The following is an 18,028-nucleotide window of genomic DNA, read 5'->3' as shown; positions in this document are numbered from 1 at the left end:
GCCTAGTTTGCCGCAAGCCTGGGCGGCGGGCAAAAACTCTTGCGCTCTGCAGCGCGCGTGCTGCGAGCAAGCCGTGGGCTCTCGGGCCGGCGCCAAGCGTTTCAGGCCTGGGTGCTGCAATCAGGAGAGCAGCGCATAGCCGATCAGATGCTTACTGGCCGTGAACAGCGCCACGATCAGCCCCGCCAGGCCGGTGCAGATGAGCGCTTGTTGGGTGCCTGTCGTGGCGGTGCTGATCTTCTGAATGAAAACGATGAACCCGGCGACGAACAGACAGGCGTCATAGGGAATGGCAAACGAGCTGGCGCCAGGGCTGGCGATGTTGGCTGCGAGAATGGGGGCTGACACCAGGATGAAGATGATGAATGACAGCAGGCTGACTTTCAGCATGGTCCAGTATGGGCGCCCGATACTCGTTCTCGGATTCTTGCCGAACAGCTTGAGTGTGAAACCACCCAGGAGAATCAGGTAACCCCACATCAGCGGGGCGATAAGAATGGCAATCAGAAAAAACGGCGGTGCTGATGTCACGCGGATCCAGGCTTCCGGCTACGGGGCGAGGCTGCAAGGTAGCACGGGGCTGTAAGTGAGGGCAGGCCACCTCGTTTAGGCGCGCATTTGTCCAAGTGCTTGCTGACGCTTCGCTCTTCAGGCCAGCTTCATGATCACTACGCCGGCGGCGATCACCGCGCATGCCAGCAGACGGATAGGTCGTAACGGCTCCTTGAGCAGCACCATGCCCAGCAATACCGCGAAGACCACGCTGGTCTCGCGCAGTGCCGATACCAATGCCACGGGAGCCTGGGTCATCGCCCAGATGACGATGGTATAGGCCGCCATCGACATCGCTCCACCCGCTAGCCCGCCGCGCCAGTGCGATCGCAGTTGCAGGAAGGCGCGTGGCCCACGGCTGATGGCCAGAACGAGAGCCATCACCACGCCGTTGACGCTGAACAGCCACAGCGAATAGCTCAGGGCGTCGCCATTGCTGCGTGCGCCCATGGCGTCGCTGAGGGTGTAGCCGGCAATGAACAGCGCCGTCATCAGTGCGCAGAACAGCATCGCGCCCTGCGCCGCGCGGTGATGACCACCGCGTATCGCCATCAGCCAGATACCCATTACCAGGGTCAGCAAGCCGAGCAGCTGCAAGGCACTCAGGCTGTCGTGCAACAGCAGCAACGACAGCAGCGCGACCATCAGCGGTGAACTGCCCCGGGCGATGGGGTAGACCTGGCCCAGGTCGCCATACTGGTAGGCGCGGGCAAGGAAGAAGTTGTAGCCGATATGCAGCAGCGCCGACAGTGCGATCCATGGCCAGGCCGCCGCTTGTGGCAACGCCACCAGCGGCAAGGCGCACAGAGCCACCAGGCCGGCGCCGATCTGGATCAGGGTGGCGGTCAGGAAGCGGTCGAGACCGATTTTCAGCAGGGCGTTCCAGCCAGCATGCAGGGCAGCGGCGGCGATGACGGCGAGAAAGACCGTGGTGTCCAAAGCGGGCCTCGGAGGCTGGTGGTTGTCGAAGACGTGCTGCAAGAGCCCGAACGCGAGGCGATGTGGCTGGGCTTACGCGTCGGGCGTCAGTCTGCCGCAACCTCGATATTCGGGCAAAACCCATTGCAGCCTGATGGCGGCACAACGGCACTGCAGTGCCTATGATTCAGGGCAAGGCGATAGGAAAAGCCCCGCGATGCTGAACGAGGAGCGATAACAGAGGCTTTCCGGGTCGATGCAGTTTCCCCCAAAAGCCCATGACAACAAGACACAGCCCGCTTATGTGATGGCCTGGAGAACAAGGCGATGACCCCGCCCAGACTGCCGGATGACGAGCACTATTCAGCCGCTCGCCGCGCTCGTATCGCAACACCCTTGAACCTGTTGATCGTTCTGGCGAGCGTGTTCGTTGCCGTTGTCTGGTTGATCACCCTGCAACGGATCGCGTTCGAGCGTGAGCAGACGCTGGCCTCGGAGATGGAGTCCAACTCCAGCCTGGCCATCGCCTTCGAGCAACAGGTATTCCGCACGTTGAAGGCGGCCGAGCAGGTGGCGGCCTTCGTGCGGGAGCAATACCGCCAGCAAGGCAGGGCAATCGACTTGCGCCGCTGGGTCGAAGAGGGCGTGATCCGCGAGGAGATGTTCACCATCGTCAGTGTGGTGGACGAGCATGGCGATATCGTCAGCAGCAGCCAGAACACCGGTGCAGTCAATTACGCCGATCGTGAGTTCTTCACAGCGCAGCGCGACGCGCAGGCCGATCGGTTGTTCATCAGTCAGCCCGTGCTCGGGCGGGTTTCCGGACGCTGGCTGATACCGTTGTCACTGCGTATCGAGCGCGACGATGGCCGCTTTGCTGGAGTCGTGGTGATGGCGGTCAGTCCGGAGGACGTCACGCATTTCTTCCATCAGGTCGATCTGGGGTCGCAAGGGCTGCTGGAACTCACCGGCCTCGACGGTGTAGTACGTGCGCGCAAGATTGGCCCACGCAGCGAGTTCGGCGTGGGCGCCGCGCCACTGGCCTGGTTTCAGCGGCAGAAGCTGCAAGATACCGATAATTTCTACGACAGCGGCGAGGCCTTGGATGGTGTGGCCCGTATCGTCAGCTACCGTACCATGGCCGACTACCCTCTGATGGTCACCGTGGCCACGGCTTATGACGAGGAAATGGCCACGACCCTGCAGCGTCGCTCGACCTACCTGCGTGCTGCAGTTGGTGTCACTTTGGTGGTGAGCATCTTCGTTGGCCTGTTGATGCTGATGCTGGTACGTCAACGTGCTGCCACCGATGCCTTGCAGGGCAGCGAAGCGCTGTTTCGCGCTACGTTCCACCAGGCCGCCATGGGCATCGCCCACGTCACGCCCGATGGCGAGATCCTGCGGGTCAACGAGAAGTTCTCGCGCATGCTGGGCTGCCCCGCCGAGGTGTTGCAGGGACGCAATATTTTCGAATTGAGCGATCCCGACGCGGCCAGTGCGGCACAGGACTTTCTGCATGAGCAACTAAGCAGCGATTCGCGGGCGCTTTCTCCAGAGATCGAGAAGACCTACCGGCGGCAGGATGGCTCGCGGCTCTGGGTCTGCGAGGCGCTGGGGGTGGTGCGCAATCGCGAAGGCCATCCGGATTTCCTCGTGCTGGTCACCCAGGACATCACCGAGCGCAAGCACCTGGAAGCGCGGCTTTCACACGATGCGCAGCATGACGGGCTCACCGGCCTGCCCAACCGGGGGTATTTTCGCCAGCGGCTGGATCGGGCGCTGGCCTCGGAGCGCAGTCCGGGGCGGCTGTCGGCCGTGCTGTACATCGACCTGGACGGCTTCAAGGCGATCAATGACAGCCTCGGGCATGCCGCCGGTGACGTGCTGTTGCAGCAGGTCGCCAGGCGGCTGGAGGATTGCGTGCGCGGTGAGGACACGGTGGCGCGCTTTGGCGGCGACGAGTTCGGCATCATCCTCACCAACCTGGGCAGCAAGCAGGATTGCGAAGCCGTTGCACGCAAGGTGCTGGCAATGCTGGAGCAGCCCTTCGACCTGAACGGCTCGCCGGTGCGCATATCGGCAAGCATCGGGGCGGCGATGTTCCCCCTGCACGGCCACGATGGCCACGATCTGGTGCAGCATGCGGACAAGGCCATGTACGCAGCCAAGCACGCCGGCAAGAACCGCTTCAACTGGGTAGCGGAATAGCGGGGGCGATATTCCCGTATCAGGCGCTGCGTTGAGGGGCGCTGCTCAGGTCGCCATGGTCAACTGCTTGCGCCATCTCCACTCGATCCTTGCCAGGCCACCGACGAAGGCTGCCTCGCCAACAATATGGATGAACCCCAGTGGGGATAGGGTCTGCACCAAGAGTGCGGCGATGCACAGACAGACCACTGCCCAGGCACCATTGGCCCATGCCAGCAGCCCAATGGATATTTCGCTGCGCCAGGTACGGGCAGCCAGGAAGAAGGAATAGCAGGCGTAGGCAATATTGACTGCGCCGATGAACCTCAGAAGTGCCTCTGGCGCGGCGTACCAATCACTCAGCTGAGTGCTGAACGACAGCACGACGAGGCCTGCCAGGGCGGCGGCTGTACAGTCTAGCCAGAGGATGTTGCGGATGAGGCGCATACGCTTCGCTCGGTGCGTTCAGGACTGCCGTGCCGTCAGCAGGAACAGCAGGGTCGAGACGATGACCAGCAGATCCAGCGCAATGGCAGGCGCTACGCTACCCAGAAACTTCTGTCCGTAGATCATCACCAGCGATACGAAGATGGCTTTGCTCAGCGCAGCGATGGACGCAGAGAAAACCCGATGCCTTTCATTCAATGCGCCATAGATCATGACGATGCCGATAAGCCCGACCAGTGCCGACCAACTGCGGATGATGATGGATTCCAGCTGGCCGTCGAACGATGTGCCGAACATCGACTCGAGTGCTGCCTGTGGCGCGACCACGCCATAGAACATGGTGGCCGTCAGGGCTCCGGATACCAGCATCAGCCATTTGAAGTGCCGTGCGATGAAAGTCATTGTGCGTACATTCCCTTGTCGTAATGAGTGCCGTGCAGCATAGCTGGAAGCAGCGGGGGGATTTCCACTTCCGCTCACTCGTTTTTTGGAGGTAGTTGGTGGCATGAGAGCTGGGCGGCGATCAGCTTCAGCTCAGAAAATCGAAAGGCTGCTAGTGCCGCCGATCCCGTAGGAGTACGGGTTTATGTTTGTCGAGTGCACAAGAATCGTGGGCAGGTTCTAAGGCGATCTTGTGTTGATATGACTTCAATTGTAGTTATAAAGACTTCGATTTATTGCTGTCATTATGACTTCAAGTTTTCCAACTGTTTGATTTATATAAATAAAGTTATTGGCATGGAATCTGAGATGGCAGTGGGTGCAACGCCTACTACTAAAAGGAAACTTAGATGAAACCCATTGCCTTGCTCGTGCTCTCCCTTGGCCTCGTCGCCATCAACGCTGTGCAGGCCGCCGAAGTGGTGGCCGAACGTGAAGAAAACTCGGTTGGTGCCGGTTTCGGTGGGCTGTCCGGCCTGATGCTGGGGGCTGCTGCTGGCGGCCCGATTGGTGCGCTGGTCGGTGCAGTCGTGGGTGGCTGGTCTGGCGCCCAGGTTCAGGATGCCAGTGGCAACAGCGGCACCGCCTATGTTGTGCGGCACAGCGACGGACGAGAGCAGTGGGTGCGCTCGCCGAATGCCCGCTTCGAACTGGGCCAGAACGTCGAATTGCAGCAGGGGCGCCTGCAACTCCAGTGACAGCCGAATCAGCCGCGGCGGTTCTGGCTGCTGCGACGTCTTCTCTTTTCGCGTTTCGAGGTGCACATGAGTACGAATTTTCAACAACGTCTGGCCGTCGTCACTGGTGCCAGCTCCGGCATCGGGCTGGCCGTTTGCGAGCTGCTGCTGCAGCGCGGCGCGCGCGTGCTGGCTTTCTCCCGCGGCCTGGGAGCGCTGGAGTCACTGCGTACGCAGTATCCCGAGCAGTTGCATTGGTGCGCGGGCGACGTCACCGATATCGATGCATTGCATGCGCTGGCCGAGCGTGCCGGTCGACTCGGCACTGTGGACTATCTGGTGCCCAACGCCGGCATCGCCCGTCTGGCGCAGGGCTGCGATCTGCAGGCGTTCGAGCAGCAGTGGCAAGTCAACGGCGCCGGTGCGGTGAATACCTTTGCGCTGCTCAAGCCCCATCTGGCACGACCTGCCTCGGTGGTGTTCATCAGCACCTTTCTGCGTCAGCTTGGTTTTGCCGGGCTGGGTGGCTATATCGCCAGCAAAGCGGCGCTGTCGGCATTGGTGCGCAGCCTGGCGCTGGAGCATGCGGGTGAGGGGCTGCGTCTCAATCTGGTGTCGCCGGGACCGACCGCCACGCCGCTATGGGGCAGCCTGGGCTTGACGGATGAGGCTCTGGCCGGCGTTGCCGGCGAGGTGAACCAGCGCCTGATCGATGGCGAGTTTCTCAGCCCGCAGGCCATTGCCGAGGTGGTGTTGTTCCAACTCTCCAACGGCGCTCGTGGCGTTTACGGCCAGGACTGGGTGGTGGACAAGGGGTACACGCTGCAATGAGCTGACTGGGGCGCTCGACCTGCGCCCCGTCTCTCAGCTGATTTCCACCTGATAGCGGAAGTTTTCCGCCGCGGCGCGTGACAGGCGATATTCGAGCGGGGTGCGGTCATAACCCAGCGCTGTTCGCTCGATCACCACGATGGGGCTGGCGAGGGCAACGTCCAGGGTGGCGGCAGTCTCGGTGTCGGCAGCGGAGACGCTGAGCGTTTCCTGTGCTGAAGCGATGCGCTGGCCACATTGCTGCTCATAGAAGGGATAGAGCAACTGTGGAAAATCGTTCGGCGCCACGTCCAGCAGGTCAGCGAAGCGTGACAGCGGCAGCCAGATGCGTTCATGGAACAACGGGCGATTGTCGACCAGGCGCAGGCGTTGCAGGTGGATGCAGAGCTCGTCGTCGGCCAGTTTCAGCGCCTGGCGAGCGGCTGCGTCGGCAGGGGCTTGCCGGCAGTCGAGGATGCGGCTTTGCGGCACCTGGGATTGTCCGCTGGCGTTGACCTGGCGAAAGAAGCGAAACAGCGAACCGTCGAAATTCGGTCGACGCACGAAGGTGCCACGGCCTTGCGCGCGCAGCAGAAGGCCCTCGGCGACCAGGGTTTCCACCGCCTTGCGCACTGTGCCAATGGCCACACCGTACTGGCGGGTGAGCTCCGCCTCGGTAGGGATGGCCTCGCCAGGTAGCCATTCTCCCGCAGCGATTTTCCCCAGCATCTCGTCGCGCAACCGCTGGTACAGCGGCAGGCGTTCGTCCTGTCCCAGAGCCGTGGTGCTCATAAACCTCAAATCCGAAATTCGACCGGTCGTCACTTTACCACTGCCTCGTGCGTTGACAGCACTCGATCTCTGTAGATACAGTCATCTAATCATATATATGAATAGATGATTTATAAAAGGGCGCGGCACGTACCAGCCGGCCCGTACAACAATCCACAGAGGTATCGCTTCGTGACGCCCATGCCTTATGCCGGTATTACCGGCATCGACACTCATGCGCACATCTTCCGCCAGGATCTTCCGATGGTGCCTGGCCGCCGCTACAGCCCCAGCTACGACGCCACAGTGGAGCAATACCTGGAGCACATGGACGGCTGTGGCCTGTCTCATGGCGTGCTGATCCAGCCGAGCTTCCTGGGTACCGACAATCACTACATGGTCGCGGCGTTGCAGCGCTTCGCGCAGCGTCTGCGCGGGGTGGCGGTGGTCGATGCCCAGGTCAGCGAAGCCGAGCTGGACGAGTTGGCTGCCGCAGGGGTGGTGGGCATACGCCTGAACCTGATCGGCAAGACGCTGGAGGACTACGCCGGCCCTGCCTGGAGTGCTCTGTTCCGCCGCCTGGCGCGACGTGGCTGGCAGGTGGAGATCCAGCGTGGCTTCGCCGACCTGGCGCTGATCGTGCCGGCGATTCTCGAGTCCGGGGTGACCGTGGTGATCGATCACTTCGGCCTGCCGGCGCCGAGCGTACGACTGGACGACCCGCAGCATGATGGATTCTTCGATCTGCTTGGTCAGGCACCGGTGTGGATCAAGCTGTCGGCGGCCTACCGCAGTCAGTCCGACCCGGCCCGTGCCCAGGCCATCTCAGCGCGCCTGCGCGAAGCCTGTGGCGGAGTGGGGCGCTTTCTCTGGGGCAGCGATTGGCCCAACACCCAGTTCGAATCGCAGACCCGCTACGATCAGCAGTTCGCGCTGCTCGAGGCTCTGCTGCCCAATCCCGAGGAGCGCCGCCGCGTTCTGGTGGACAACCCCGCAACGCTATTCGGGTTCGCTTCGGCGTAATCCGGGCCAACACCAGAACAATAAGGAGCACACACCATGATGAGCTTGCTCGTCGTCGCCGCGATCGTCCTTGCCGTCGCGCTGGGTTACACCACCAAGATCAATATTGGTTTGTTCGCCATTGCCTTCGCCTACCTGCTGGGTTGCTTCGGCATGGGCTTGAGCCCGGGCGACATCATCAACATGTGGCCGCTGAAGATCTTCTTCGTGATCTTCTCGGTCTGCCTGTTCTACAGCTTCGCCACCGTCAATGGCACGCTGGAAAAACTCGCTGGGCACCTGCTGTATCGCTGCCGTAACGTGCCGCACCTGCTGCCCTATGCGATCTTCATCACCGCCAGCGTGATCGCCGGCATGGGCGCCGGTTACTACACCGTGCTGGCCTTCATGGCACCGCTGACGCTGATGCTCTGCCAGCGCACTGGCATGAGCCTGATCCTCGGTGGCCTGGCGGTGAACTACGGTGCACTGGCGGGTGCCAACTTCGTTTCCAGCCAGAGCGGCATCATCTTCCGTGGCCTGATGGCCACGGCGGGCGTGCCCGAGAGCGAAGCCTTCGTCAACGCTCTGGCGATTTTTGCCAGTACCGCGGTCATTCCGATTCTGGTGATTTCTGCGTTCGTATTCCTCGGTGGCCATGGCCGTAACCTGAAGAACGCGGTGATCAACACCGATCTGCCGCAAGCCTTCAATCGTGAACAGAAGCTGACCCTGCTGTTGACCGTACTGATGATGCTGCTGGTGCTCGCCGCACCGCTGGCGCTGCTGGCCTTCCCGGGCAACGAGACGGTTCGATTCATCAACAGCAAGGTGGATATCGGTCTGATCGCCAGCGTGTTCTCGGTGATCGCGCTGCTGCTCAAGCTCGGTGACGAACGCAAGGCCATCGCCTCTGTGCCCTGGTCCACGCTGATCATGATCTGCGGTGTCGGCATGCTCATTTCGGTGGCAATCAAGGCCGGCACCATCGATGCCCTGGCTTCCTGGATCGGCGGCAATATCCCGCCATTGATGGTTCCGGTGGCCTTCGGTGTGGTGGCGGCGCTGATGTCTATCTTCGCCAGCACGCTCGGTGTGGTAACGCCGGCACTGTTCCCCATGGTGCTGCCGCTGTCGGCCTCGATGTCGATCGATCCGATGATCATCTTCATCGCCATCGTGGTCGGTGCGCAGGCTACCTCGATCTCGCCGTTCTCTTCTGGCGGCAGCCTGCTGCTGGGTTCCTGTACCGATGAGAAGGTGCGCTCGACCTTGTTCTCGCAACTGCTGCTGCGCGCCGCACCCATCGGTTTCGTCGCAGCGATGCTGTTCAACCTGGCGCTGACCTTCCTGTTCTGATGTAAAAAAGCCCCGGTATCTATTGATGCCGGGGCTTGGTGTTTCTGTGATGGCCGGGTTGGGGGCGCCGCCTTTGTTAGCCACCTTCTCGTGATCATGCAGCGCGCTTCGCTATTTCAGCCGATAGCGCACCAGTTCGTTCTTGCTCAGCAGGTGCAAACGACCCGGTGCGACCTGGTAGATCGCTTCGGCCAGGCTCACGTCGACGCCCATGTCGCGAAAGTACGTGGCCGGGCTGAATGGCTGGCGGCCATGGGCTGCCTGAGCCAGCGCCGAGTCGCCAGCGGGGAAGGGCGGGCGGCGCAGGGCTACGTGGCCGTTGATGGTGCGCTTCTTGCCGGCTGCCAGCAGGTAGACACAACTGCCCTGGCACATGCCGTCTGACGGTACCAGCGTCTCGAAACCGGTTTCCCGCAGCAGGCGGCCCATGCGGATAGCCTCCGGAGCACTGCCGCCGATGCTGTCGAGCAGGACGATCTTGCGCGTGTACTTGCCGGGGTTGGCACGCAAACCTTCCAGCAGTTTCTCGTAATCGCCGGGGGCGATCTCTTCGGAAATCTTGGCTGCCAGCAGGCCGGCGTTGGCTTCGACGCTGACTTGCGCCTGGGCCGTCAGGGTGGTGAACAGGGCGGTGCCGATCAGGGCGAGTCGTAAACGCTGGGCAATCATCGGGCGGGCACGGGATAGTGGCTTGGGAGGTAGACGATACCTGCCGGCGCACCATCTCGCATCTATCAAACCTGCGCGCTTTTCTGTTGCACCTTCCACGCCCAGGCGAACAGCAGCAGACCGCCAACGGCCGTGGCCGCGCCGATGTAACCGGTGACCGTCCAGCCCATGCCGGCGCTGATGGCCAGGCCGCCGAGCCAGGGGCCGAGGGCGTTGGCGACGTTGAAGGCGGCATGGTTGGAGGCCGCTGCGAGGGTTTGCGCGCCCGTGGCGACGTCCATCAGGTGGGTCTGCAGGGCCGGGCCGAGGGCGATCATGGTGCCGAGGGCGAAGATTGCCGGCAGGATCGTCCACAGGCTGTGCGCGGCGAACGGGAAGGCCAGCAGCACCAGCGTGCTCCAGGCCAGAATCCAGGCCACGGCGCGCAAGCGCAGGCGGTCGAACAGCCAGCCGCCGGCGCTGTTGCCGACGATGCAGCCGGCGCCGAACACGCCCATGGCCAGGGGAATCCAGCCGGGGCCGACCTGGGTGACGTGGAGCAGGGTCGGCGCCATGTAGCTGAATACGCAGAACATCCCGGCGAAGCCGATGGAGCCGATGCCCAGTGCCAGCCAGATCGGTGCGCGATTGAAGGCGCGCAGTTCGCCCGAGGGGCTGCTGCGCTGCTCGTGCGGGTCGGCCGGCAGGAAGATCGCGACCATGGCGATGGTGGTGATGGCGATGATGCCGACCAGGGCGAAGGCGTAGCGCCAGCTCATGAACTGGCCGAGCCAGGTGGCCAGCGGGTTGCCGATCAGGATCGCCACGGTCAGGCCGGCCAGCACCCGGCTCACGGCCTTGGCACGCTTGTGCGGTGGTGCCATGGAGGCAGCCACCAGCATGGCGATGCCGAAATAGGCACCGTGCGGCAGGCCGGCGATGAAGCGGAAGATCAGCAGTGGTTCGTAGCTCGGCGCCAGGGCGCTGGCGAAGTTGCCGAGGGCGAAGCAGCCCATCAGCAACAGGAGCAGGATGCGCCGTGGCAGGCGTGCGCCGAGCAGGGCCAGTACCGGTGCGCCGACCACCACGCCCAGCGCATAGGCGCTGATCACGTGGCCGACCTGAGGTTCGCTGACGCCCAGATCCTGGGCGACGTTGGGCATCAGGCCCATGATGGCGAATTCGCCGGTGCCGATGGCGAAGCCGCCGAGGGCCAGGGCGAGTTGAATGAGAAGGATCGCGCCTGGCGACAAGGTGGTCGCGGCGTCGCTGGAATGGCTGCTCATGAATGACCTGGAGGAGGGAAAAACAGGCGCTCGATTATATTCTCCCAGCGCCTCGCTTGGGTATTCGTAGCCGCTCTATTTCGGGCTTTATGACGAGTGGCCTGGGGTGTTGGCGGCTTTCACGTAATCGACGAATGCGCGCAGCGGCGCTGGCACGTGACGACGGTTGTGGTAGTACAGGTAAGGGCCTTCGAAGTGCTGCCACCAGTCCTGCAGGAAAGGCCGTAGCTGGCCGCTCTCGAGTTGCGGGCGAATGTATTCCTCGAAGGTGTAGAGAATGCCTTGCCCTGCGCAAGCGGCGGCGATCAGCAGATCCTGCGAGGAGCTGATCAGCGTGCCTTCGGGGGCGATACGCAGGGTTTTGCCGTCCTGCTCGAACTCCCATACGCCGAGCTTGCCGCTGGCGAAGCGATAGCCGAGCAGGCGATGGTCGCTCAGCTCGCTGGGGTGCTGCGGTGTGCCGTGTTGCTGCAGGTAGGCGGGCGCGGCGACGGCCATGAAGCACTGTCGGCGTGGGCCGATGGGGATGGCGATCATGTCCTTGGCCAGGCTTTCCTCGTAGCGGATGCCGGCGTCATAGCCTGCCGCGATCACGTCGATGAAGGTGTTGTCCATGTTCACCTCCAGCGCGATACCGGGGTAGCGGTTGAGAAAGCCGTCCACGAGCGGCGGCAGGATGTGCCGGGCGATGACGCCGGGTACGTGCAGGCGCAACGAGCCCACCGGGTTTTGCGGGTCTTCCTGCAGGTCGTTGAGCGCGATATTGATTTCATCCAGTGCCGGGCGCAGACGCTCCAGCAGACGTGCACCGATTTCCGTCGGCGTCAGGCTACGGGTGGTGCGGTTGAGCAGGCGTACGCCCAGCTCCTTTTCCAGGCGGCGCACGCAGTCGCTCAGCGACGATGCCGACATGCCGCGTCGCTGCGCCGCCGTGCGAAAGCCGCCGGCCTCGACCACGGCGGCGAACAGGGCGATATCGGACAGATTCGGTTGGCGCATGAGCGTCGACTGGGTAATGACGAGCGCATGATGATGCGACCTGGCAACGCGTTTGCCAATCCAGCGGATCGGTTTCGTAGCCCGGATGCAATCCGGGGGCGTCTGGCGGATGTTCCCGGATTGTATCCGGGCCACGACTGGTGGAAATACGGTAATACCCTGTAACTGTCCGCCTGACCGTATGCGCTGTTCGGCCGAGGGCGGCTTATCGGACAGCGCTTCTGCCTGCACCCTGTGTCCAGCGTCGTAGCCTTCGGCGCATCGAGCTAACGGACACGAGGAAACAGCCAATGGACAAGAAGCGTGAAAGCGGGCGTGGCCATACACGCCGGGATGCCCTGAAGATGTTCGGCGTGGTGGGCGGTAGCCTGGCCCTGCACGGTGTGATGGGCGGTGTGCCGTCGTTCGCCTGGGCCAGTGAAGTGGCGGGCTGGCAGGCAGCGGATATGCCGTCGCTGGTTGGCAAACGCATGCTGGTCACCGGTGGCAGCAGTGGCATGGGCTTCGAGGATGCGCTGGCGCTCAGCCGCGCGGGGGCGCAGGTGATCATCGCCGCACGCAATGCGCAGCGTGGTGCCGAGAGCATCGAGCGTATTCGGGCGCAGGTGCCGGATGCTCGCTTGCGTTTCGAGCAACTGGATCTGGCCGACCTGTCGTCGGTACGTAGCCTGGCTCAGCGTCTGAACGCCGAGGGCGAAAACCTGGATGTGCTGATCAACAATGCCGCGATCATGGCGCCGCCGCAGCGTGGTGTGTCGCGCGATGGTTTCGAGATGCAGTTGGCGACCAACTTCCTCGGCCACTTCGCCCTGACGGGGTTGCTCTTGCCGTCGCTGCGCCAGTCGTCCGATCCGCGGGTCGTGACCTTGGCGAGCATTGCGGTGAACCGCGGCCGCATCAATTTCGATGACCTGCAGTCCGAGCGCAACTACAACCCCTACGCTGCCTACGCCCAGTCGAAACTGGCCTGCCTGATGATGGCGTTCGAGTTGCAACGGCGCAGCCTCGCCAATGACTGGGGGGTACGCAGCGTTGCCGCGCATCCGGGGGTGGCGGTGACCGAGTTGGTCGAGCGTGGGCCTGGGCTGGAAAGCGAGTTCGCGCGCGAGTGGGCGAAGGATCGCGAGGTTTATCACTCGGCGGCGCAAGGCGCATTGTCCTCGTTGTTCGCGGCGACGGCTGCCGATGCCGAGGGCGGTCGCTACTACGGCCCGACCGGTGAAGAGGAAAAGCGTGGCCCATTGGGTCTGGCCAAGGTGCCGGATGCGGCGGCGGACACCGATGACGCCGCACGGTTGTGGTCGGTGGCCGAGCGCCTGACCGGCGTCAAATACGGCTGAGGCATGACGGTACGCACGCATCGGCGTGCGTCATAGAGGAGCTTCCCATGTCATCGTTGACGATGTCGCAGCGCGTGGCCGTGGCCATCAACGCGCAGCGCGACGAACTGTGGCCGGCATTGGCCGGCTTCAGCCTGTTCTTCTGCCTGTTTTCGGGCTACTTCATGCTGCGGCCGATTCGCGAGGCGATGGGCATCCTCGCCGGGGTGGAAAACCTGCAGTGGCTGTTCACTGCCACCTTCGTGGTGATGCTGGTGGCGGTGCCGCTGTTCGCCTGGCTGAGTTCACGGGTGCCGCGCCTGCATTTCATCGATTGGGTGTACGGTTTTTTCACCCTGAACCTGCTGCTGTTCGCCGTGCTGTTCTTCACCCGTGACGAGAGCGTATGGCTGGCGCGCGGTTTCTATGTGTGGATATCGGTCTACAACCTGTTCGTCGTGTCGGTGGCCTGGAGCCTGATGGCCGATGTGTTCGACAGCGAGCAGGCCAAGCGCCTGTTCGCCTTCATCGCCGCTGGTGCCAGTGTCGGCGGTTTGGCCGGCCCGGCGCTGAGCGCGCTGTTGATCGGAAGCCTGGGACAGGCCGGGTTGATAGTGCTGGCAGCGCTGTTGCTGGCCGTAGCGCTGATGCTCAAGCAGGTACTGATGCGTTGGCGTGAGCAGGGTGGTGCGGGGCGTGCTGGTGCGGTGCAGGCCGAGAGTCCACGGCGGCCGGTGCCGGGCAATCCGTTCAGCGGTTTGACCCGGGTGCTGGCCTCGCCCTATCTGCTGGGCATTGCCGGGTTCGTGATTCTGCTGGCTACTGCCAGCACCTTTCTCTACTTCGAGCAGGCGCGCCTGGTGGCTGAGTTGTTCCCGCAGCGCGCCGATCAGGTGCGGGTGTTCGGGGTGATCGATTTTGTGGTGCAGGCCGGCGCGCTGGTTTCCCAACTCTTTATCACCGGGCGTATCGCCAGGCGCATGGGCGTGCGGGTGTTGCTGGCCTGTGTGCCGCTGCTGGTGTGTATTGGCTTCCTCGGTCTGGCGTTGATGCCCACCTTCGCCATGCTCGCTGCGCTGATGATCGTGCGCCGCATCGGTGAATATGCCTTCGTCCGCCCCGGGCGGGAGATGCTCTTCACCCCGTTGGATGCCGAGAGCAAGTACAAGGCGAAGAACTTCATCGATACCGTGGTGTACCGCGCTGGCGATGCCATGAGTGGCTGGCTCAAGAGCCTGCTCGACATGTTCGCTCAGGGCGCCTGGCTGGTGGCGCTGGTGGGAGCGGCCTGCGCTGCGTTGTGGGGTTTGCTCGGCTGGTACCTGGGCAGTCAGGCGGATCGCAAGGTTACTGAGCAGCAGGTCGCGGTGACCTAGGTTCTGTACGAAAGGTGCCTGCGCTCGGTGATGCTTCGTTAAAAACGGGCTGGAGCGCCAGCCCGGTCGAATGCTCATTTACAGCTCGTAAAGTCGGACGCGACCCCGGTCGTTCCTCACCCGCTTTTGTGGGGCCGCTGACCTTCGCTCGGCGACTTTTCGAACAGAACCTTGGCAGCGGTTGTGCCGGAGCCACCACGGCTCCGGCATGGCGCGTCAGCCGCGAGCCGGAATGTTCAGGCCGCGCTGTACTGCCGGACGAGCGAGGAAGGCATCGAGCACGCGACGCACGTTGGCGAAGCGCTCGAATTGCACCAGCTCGGCGGCTTCGTAGAAACCCACCAGGTTGCGAATCCAGGGGAACACGGCGATGTCGGCGATGCTGTACTCGCCAGCGATCCAGTCGCGGCCTTGCAGGTGCTGATCGAGCACACCGAGCAGGCGGGCCGATTCGGCGACGTAGCGATCACGCGGGCGCTTGTCTTCGTACTGGCTGCCGGCGAATTTATGGAAGAAACCGAGTTGGCCGAACATCGGCCCCAGGCCGCCCATCTGCCACATCAGCCATTGAATCGTCTCGTAGCGGGCAGCGGCGTCCTTTGGCAGCAGCTTGCCGGTCTTTTCCGCCAGGTAGATCAGAATCGCCCCGGACTCGAACAGCGGCAGCGGGTGGCCATTGGGCCCATCGGGGTCGAGGATGGCGGGAATCTTGTTGTTCGGCGCCAACGAGAGAAACTCGGGGCTGAACTGGTCATCGCTCTCAAAGCTGACCAGGTGCGGCTCGTAGGGCAGACCGATCTCTTCCAGCATGATCGAAACCTTGACGCCGTTGGGGGTGGGCAGCGAGTAGAGCTGCAGGCGCTCGGGATGCTGGGCGGGCCATTTACGGGTGATGTGGAAGGGGCTGAGGTCGGTCATGTGGAGTTCCATGTCGAATGGGCCTAAGAGCCTGTTCACGATCTGCTGTGCGTCGGCGCTACTGCGTTAAAAACAAGCTCGGAATGCTCATGTACAAAAGTACACTCTGCTTCCTCGCTTGTTTTTGCCTTGTATCGCTCTAGCTCGCGAGATCCTGAACAACCTCTACGAAAGGGGCGATCAGAACACGAGTGGTGGGGCGCAGGAAATCGATCCAACTGCTAGTAGTCATCGACTCGGGCAATCCTGCCCGGTTCCCTGTGCGCGAGCGAGGCGGTATGGTGCGGGTTTTCATCCACCCGGCACGGAGCCCATCGGCATGAGCCTGCACGGTACTTACGATTCCCAGAACATCTTCGCCCAGATCATTCGCGGCGACTTGCCCTGCTACAAACTTTACGAGGACGACGATGTACTGGCCTTTCTCGACCTGTTCCCGCAATCCAAGGGCCACAGCCTGGTGATCCCCAAACGTGCTGCCGCGCGCAATATCCTGGAGATCGACGAAGCCAGCCTGGCCAAGGTCATGGCCGTGGTGAAGAAGGTCGCCCAGGCCATAGTCGATGAATTGCAGCCGGCTGGTGTGCAGATTGCACAGTTCAACGGCGCGCCCGCCGGGCAGACGGTGTTCCATATCCATATGCACGTGATCCCGCGTTTCGAGGGCGAAGGCCTCGGTATTCATGCCGCCAACAAGGCCGACCCGGCCGAACTGGAAGCGTTGCAGGCGCGTCTGGTCAAACGTCTGCAAGGCTGAAACGAGAATGCCCCGGCCGAGTGAATCGGTCGGGGCATCTTCATGGGTGTGTTCAACCGTTCTGGTTGTTCAGCCCACCCCATTCCATGAAACGCACGGCATGCACTTCGCCCTGGCTGTCGCGGTAGACCAGCACGCTGGGCACTACACCGCTCTTGCGGCTGTTGTCGGTGCGTTGCAGCACCTGGTCGATGTCCAGCTGCATACCGTAGTGATACTGCTGCACGTCCAGCTTGCTGATGTCAGGTGCTTTTTCGCTGGCGAACGCCATGGGTGCGAAAGCGGCGATGAGCGTGGTGGTGATAGCGGCGAGTTTCATGGTGATGGTCTCCGATCAGTGGCGCCGAAGTGTGTGGCGCTGGGGTCGAGAGAGATGAAAACATCACGCTGTTCATTGATGAAATCGATGCTTGTGCTACTGAACATTGCTGCCATCGATACCTTGCTCGCTGGCTCGTCAACACCAATACTCAGGCGGCATCCATCTGCCCATGGAGGGCTTCATGCGTTCGACTCTCATCGTTCTACCTCTGCTTTTGCTGGCGGGTTGTTCATCGTTTCGCGGTGATCCGGAAAACATCAAGCCGGTGTCTGAAGATCGCCTGCTGGCGTTTCAGGAGGCGCAGGCGAACAGCGCGCAGATCGTGGTCAATCGTGATTTCGGCGTGATGGGGGGCGGTTGCTACGTGGCCATCGAGGTTGATCGCAAGGTCGCTGCGCGAATCGGTATGGGCGAGGTCGCCACCTTCCAGGTGCCGCCGGGTACGCGTGTGGTAGGCATCACGCCGGATCGCATGGATGACACCCTGTGCGGCATGGGCCGACTGCTGCGCGAAGTGGCGGTGCCGGTGAAGACTGGCGAGACCCACAAGCTGCGCATCATCAGCCAGAACCGTGGTGGTTTCGATATCGTGCCGGATACGCCCTGACGCACAGGGCTCGGACGTTCAGCGGGTCAGCGCAGCTTGCCCGTTCGCTGTGGATCCTCGGCCCACCAGATACGCTCGACGCGACCGATCAGGTTGGCCCGTGGCACGCTGCCCCAGAGGCGGCTGTCAGCGGAGTTGCGGCGATTGTCGCCGAGCATGAACAGCTCGCCCTCGGCGATGGTCGTTTCGGTCAGGTCGCCGTAGTTCCGATCCGGCACGTTCAGGGCTGGGGCAGGGTGCAGGTACGGCTCGTCCAGCAACTGGCCGTTGATGTAGACACGATGATCACGCATCGCCAGGCGGTCGCCGGGAAGGCCGATGATGCGCTTGACGTAAACGACGTCATTGACCGGGCTCACGAAGACCACCACGTCACCACGCTCGGGTTCGCTACCGACATAGGCCCAGACACTGCTGAGAATGTAGTCACCCGTTTGCAGGGTAGGCGCCATCGAGTTGGCCGGCACCTGATTGGGCAAGTAGCCCGCGATGCGCGCTCGCGGATCGAGCGTAGCCGGGCCCAGTGGATTCAGCAGATAGAAGCCGAGCATCAGCAGGGCTAGGGCGATGAAGCCTGTCCAGAAATTCCAGCGCATGGTCGATCCTTGTACCTGTGGAGGGCGCCACCTTAG

General features: G+C 62.6%; 20 protein-coding genes. 9 read left to right on the top strand and 11 right to left on the bottom strand.

Features of this window, described 5'->3' with window-relative positions; genetic code table 11:
• Nucleotides 1-120: 120 nt before the first annotated feature.
• Both C7A17_RS01930 and C7A17_RS01925 read right to left on the bottom strand, forming a co-directional pair.
• A complete protein-coding gene (locus tag C7A17_RS01930) occupies nucleotides 121-531 on the bottom strand; it encodes a hypothetical protein (protein WP_106736421.1) in 411 nt (136 codons plus the stop codon).
• Nucleotides 532-648: 117 nt separating this feature from the next.
• Complete coding sequence (locus C7A17_RS01925; protein ID WP_106736420.1) at nucleotides 649-1,491, bottom strand: EamA family transporter; 843 nt, start codon at nucleotides 1,489-1,491, stop codon at nucleotides 649-651.
• A gap of 306 nt (nucleotides 1,492-1,797) precedes the next feature.
• On the opposite strand from C7A17_RS01925, the gene C7A17_RS01920 reads away from it, so the two are divergent.
• On the top strand, nucleotides 1,798-3,678 hold the full coding sequence (locus tag C7A17_RS01920) for a sensor domain-containing diguanylate cyclase (RefSeq protein WP_106736419.1): 1,881 nt from the start codon (nucleotides 1,798-1,800) through the stop codon (nucleotides 3,676-3,678).
• Between the two features lie 45 nt (nucleotides 3,679-3,723).
• Here the strand turns inward: C7A17_RS01920 and C7A17_RS01915 are convergent, their stop codons facing one another.
• Together C7A17_RS01915 and C7A17_RS01910 are read right to left on the bottom strand one after the other, a co-directional pair.
• Nucleotides 3,724-4,104 (bottom strand): hypothetical protein, encoded by a 381-nt coding sequence (locus tag C7A17_RS01915; protein ID WP_106736418.1) that lies wholly within the window; start codon nucleotides 4,102-4,104, stop codon nucleotides 3,724-3,726.
• A gap of 18 nt (nucleotides 4,105-4,122) precedes the next feature.
• The gene (locus C7A17_RS01910; protein ID WP_106736417.1) at nucleotides 4,123-4,506 is read right to left on the bottom strand and encodes a hypothetical protein; all 384 of its coding nucleotides are present in this window, start codon (nucleotides 4,504-4,506) and stop codon (nucleotides 4,123-4,125) included.
• A 389-nt stretch (nucleotides 4,507-4,895) separates the two neighbouring features.
• Between C7A17_RS01910 and C7A17_RS01905 the strand changes: the two genes are divergently transcribed.
• Nucleotides 4,896-5,243: a hypothetical protein gene (locus C7A17_RS01905; protein ID WP_106736416.1), complete on the top strand. Its 348-nt coding sequence runs from the start codon at nucleotides 4,896-4,898 to the stop codon at nucleotides 5,241-5,243.
• A 66-nt stretch (nucleotides 5,244-5,309) separates the two neighbouring features.
• On the top strand, nucleotides 5,310-6,053 hold the full coding sequence (locus C7A17_RS01900; protein WP_106736415.1) for an SDR family oxidoreductase: 744 nt from the start codon (nucleotides 5,310-5,312) through the stop codon (nucleotides 6,051-6,053).
• A 33-nt stretch (nucleotides 6,054-6,086) separates the two neighbouring features.
• Here the strand turns inward: C7A17_RS01900 and C7A17_RS01895 are convergent, their stop codons facing one another.
• A complete protein-coding gene (locus C7A17_RS01895; protein ID WP_106736414.1) occupies nucleotides 6,087-6,824 on the bottom strand; it encodes a GntR family transcriptional regulator in 738 nt (245 codons plus the stop codon).
• A 180-nt stretch (nucleotides 6,825-7,004) separates the two neighbouring features.
• Here C7A17_RS01895 and C7A17_RS01890 point away from each other — a divergent pair, with 180 nt between their 5' ends.
• Both C7A17_RS01890 and C7A17_RS01885 read left to right on the top strand, forming a co-directional pair.
• Nucleotides 7,005-7,826 (top strand): amidohydrolase family protein, encoded by an 822-nt coding sequence (locus tag C7A17_RS01890; protein ID WP_199796432.1) that lies wholly within the window; start codon nucleotides 7,005-7,007, stop codon nucleotides 7,824-7,826.
• Nucleotides 7,827-7,862: 36 nt separating this feature from the next.
• A complete protein-coding gene (locus C7A17_RS01885; protein WP_106736412.1) occupies nucleotides 7,863-9,164 on the top strand; it encodes an SLC13 family permease in 1,302 nt (433 codons plus the stop codon).
• 111 nt (nucleotides 9,165-9,275) lie between these two features.
• Here C7A17_RS01885 and C7A17_RS01880 read toward each other — a convergent pair whose 3' ends face one another.
• The 3 genes from C7A17_RS01880 to C7A17_RS01870 form a co-directional block, all read right to left on the bottom strand.
• Nucleotides 9,276-9,833 (bottom strand): COG3904 family protein, encoded by a 558-nt coding sequence (locus C7A17_RS01880; RefSeq protein WP_106736411.1) that lies wholly within the window; start codon nucleotides 9,831-9,833, stop codon nucleotides 9,276-9,278.
• A gap of 65 nt (nucleotides 9,834-9,898) precedes the next feature.
• Nucleotides 9,899-11,098 (bottom strand): MFS transporter, encoded by a 1,200-nt coding sequence (locus tag C7A17_RS01875; RefSeq protein WP_106736410.1) that lies wholly within the window; start codon nucleotides 11,096-11,098, stop codon nucleotides 9,899-9,901.
• Nucleotides 11,099-11,185: 87 nt separating this feature from the next.
• Nucleotides 11,186-12,097: a LysR family transcriptional regulator gene (locus C7A17_RS01870; RefSeq protein ID WP_106736409.1), complete on the bottom strand. Its 912-nt coding sequence runs from the start codon at nucleotides 12,095-12,097 to the stop codon at nucleotides 11,186-11,188.
• Between the two features lie 290 nt (nucleotides 12,098-12,387).
• Between C7A17_RS01870 and C7A17_RS01865 the strand changes: the two genes are divergently transcribed.
• Both C7A17_RS01865 and C7A17_RS01860 read left to right on the top strand, forming a co-directional pair.
• On the top strand, nucleotides 12,388-13,437 hold the full coding sequence (locus C7A17_RS01865) for an SDR family oxidoreductase (RefSeq protein ID WP_106736408.1): 1,050 nt from the start codon (nucleotides 12,388-12,390) through the stop codon (nucleotides 13,435-13,437).
• Between the two features lie 47 nt (nucleotides 13,438-13,484).
• On the top strand, nucleotides 13,485-14,792 hold the full coding sequence (locus C7A17_RS01860; protein WP_106736407.1) for an NTP/NDP exchange transporter: 1,308 nt from the start codon (nucleotides 13,485-13,487) through the stop codon (nucleotides 14,790-14,792).
• 216 nt (nucleotides 14,793-15,008) lie between these two features.
• Here C7A17_RS01860 and C7A17_RS01855 read toward each other — a convergent pair whose 3' ends face one another.
• Nucleotides 15,009-15,710 (bottom strand): glutathione S-transferase N-terminal domain-containing protein, encoded by a 702-nt coding sequence (locus tag C7A17_RS01855; RefSeq protein ID WP_106736406.1) that lies wholly within the window; start codon nucleotides 15,708-15,710, stop codon nucleotides 15,009-15,011.
• A 319-nt stretch (nucleotides 15,711-16,029) separates the two neighbouring features.
• On the opposite strand from C7A17_RS01855, the gene C7A17_RS01850 reads away from it, so the two are divergent.
• Nucleotides 16,030-16,467 carry an HIT family protein gene (locus C7A17_RS01850; RefSeq protein WP_106736405.1) on the top strand — a complete coding sequence of 146 codons (438 nt, stop codon included), beginning with the start codon at nucleotides 16,030-16,032 and terminating at the stop codon, nucleotides 16,465-16,467.
• 52 nt (nucleotides 16,468-16,519) lie between these two features.
• Here C7A17_RS01850 and C7A17_RS01845 read toward each other — a convergent pair whose 3' ends face one another.
• On the bottom strand, nucleotides 16,520-16,786 hold the full coding sequence (locus C7A17_RS01845; RefSeq protein WP_106736404.1) for a DUF2790 domain-containing protein: 267 nt from the start codon (nucleotides 16,784-16,786) through the stop codon (nucleotides 16,520-16,522).
• Between the two features lie 184 nt (nucleotides 16,787-16,970).
• Between C7A17_RS01845 and C7A17_RS01840 the strand changes: the two genes are divergently transcribed.
• Entirely contained in the window at nucleotides 16,971-17,396 is a 426-nt protein-coding gene (locus tag C7A17_RS01840; protein WP_106736403.1) for a 3-isopropylmalate dehydratase, read from the top strand.
• A gap of 26 nt (nucleotides 17,397-17,422) precedes the next feature.
• Here C7A17_RS01840 and lepB read toward each other — a convergent pair whose 3' ends face one another.
• Nucleotides 17,423-17,992, bottom strand: coding sequence for a signal peptidase I (gene lepB / locus C7A17_RS01835; RefSeq protein WP_106736402.1), 570 nt, complete (start codon nucleotides 17,990-17,992; stop codon nucleotides 17,423-17,425).
• Nucleotides 17,993-18,028 lie beyond the last annotated feature (36 nt).

Origin of the sequence: Pseudomonas mendocina (assembly GCF_003008615.1) — a bacterium.
In the GTDB taxonomy this organism is placed as follows: domain Bacteria; phylum Pseudomonadota; class Gammaproteobacteria; order Pseudomonadales; family Pseudomonadaceae; genus Aquipseudomonas; species Aquipseudomonas mendocina_C.
Note: the sequence above shows the minus strand (reverse complement) of the source record. Positions and strands in the feature narration are given on the sequence as shown.

Bases quoted from the DNA above. Each gene is read 5' to 3' on its own strand.
- C7A17_RS01860 (WP_106736407.1), top strand. From the start codon at position 13,485: ATGTCATCGTTGACGATGTCGCAGCGCGTGGCCGTGGCCATCAACGCG.
- C7A17_RS01895 (WP_106736414.1), bottom strand. From the start codon at position 6,824: ATGAGCACCACGGCTCTGGGACAGGACGAACGCCTGCCGCTGTACCAG.
- C7A17_RS01870 (WP_106736409.1), bottom strand. From the start codon at position 12,097: ATGCGCCAACCGAATCTGTCCGATATCGCCCTGTTCGCCGCCGTGGTC.
- C7A17_RS01840 (WP_106736403.1), top strand. From the start codon at position 16,971: ATGCGTTCGACTCTCATCGTTCTACCTCTGCTTTTGCTGGCGGGTTGT.
- C7A17_RS01905 (WP_106736416.1), top strand. From the start codon at position 4,896: ATGAAACCCATTGCCTTGCTCGTGCTCTCCCTTGGCCTCGTCGCCATC.
- C7A17_RS01855 (WP_106736406.1), bottom strand. From the start codon at position 15,710: ATGACCGACCTCAGCCCCTTCCACATCACCCGTAAATGGCCCGCCCAG.
- C7A17_RS01845 (WP_106736404.1), bottom strand. From the start codon at position 16,786: ATGAAACTCGCCGCTATCACCACCACGCTCATCGCCGCTTTCGCACCC.
- C7A17_RS01885 (WP_106736412.1), top strand. From the start codon at position 7,863: ATGATGAGCTTGCTCGTCGTCGCCGCGATCGTCCTTGCCGTCGCGCTG.
- C7A17_RS01915 (WP_106736418.1), bottom strand. From the start codon at position 4,104: ATGCGCCTCATCCGCAACATCCTCTGGCTAGACTGTACAGCCGCCGCC.
- lepB (WP_106736402.1), bottom strand. From the start codon at position 17,992: ATGCGCTGGAATTTCTGGACAGGCTTCATCGCCCTAGCCCTGCTGATG.
- C7A17_RS01850 (WP_106736405.1), top strand. From the start codon at position 16,030: ATGAGCCTGCACGGTACTTACGATTCCCAGAACATCTTCGCCCAGATC.
- C7A17_RS01910 (WP_106736417.1), bottom strand. From the start codon at position 4,506: ATGACTTTCATCGCACGGCACTTCAAATGGCTGATGCTGGTATCCGGA.
- C7A17_RS01920 (WP_106736419.1), top strand. From the start codon at position 1,798: ATGACCCCGCCCAGACTGCCGGATGACGAGCACTATTCAGCCGCTCGC.
- C7A17_RS01890 (WP_199796432.1), top strand. From the start codon at position 7,005: ATGCCTTATGCCGGTATTACCGGCATCGACACTCATGCGCACATCTTC.
- C7A17_RS01875 (WP_106736410.1), bottom strand. From the start codon at position 11,098: ATGAGCAGCCATTCCAGCGACGCCGCGACCACCTTGTCGCCAGGCGCG.
- C7A17_RS01880 (WP_106736411.1), bottom strand. From the start codon at position 9,833: ATGATTGCCCAGCGTTTACGACTCGCCCTGATCGGCACCGCCCTGTTC.
- C7A17_RS01900 (WP_106736415.1), top strand. From the start codon at position 5,310: ATGAGTACGAATTTTCAACAACGTCTGGCCGTCGTCACTGGTGCCAGC.
- C7A17_RS01865 (WP_106736408.1), top strand. From the start codon at position 12,388: ATGGACAAGAAGCGTGAAAGCGGGCGTGGCCATACACGCCGGGATGCC.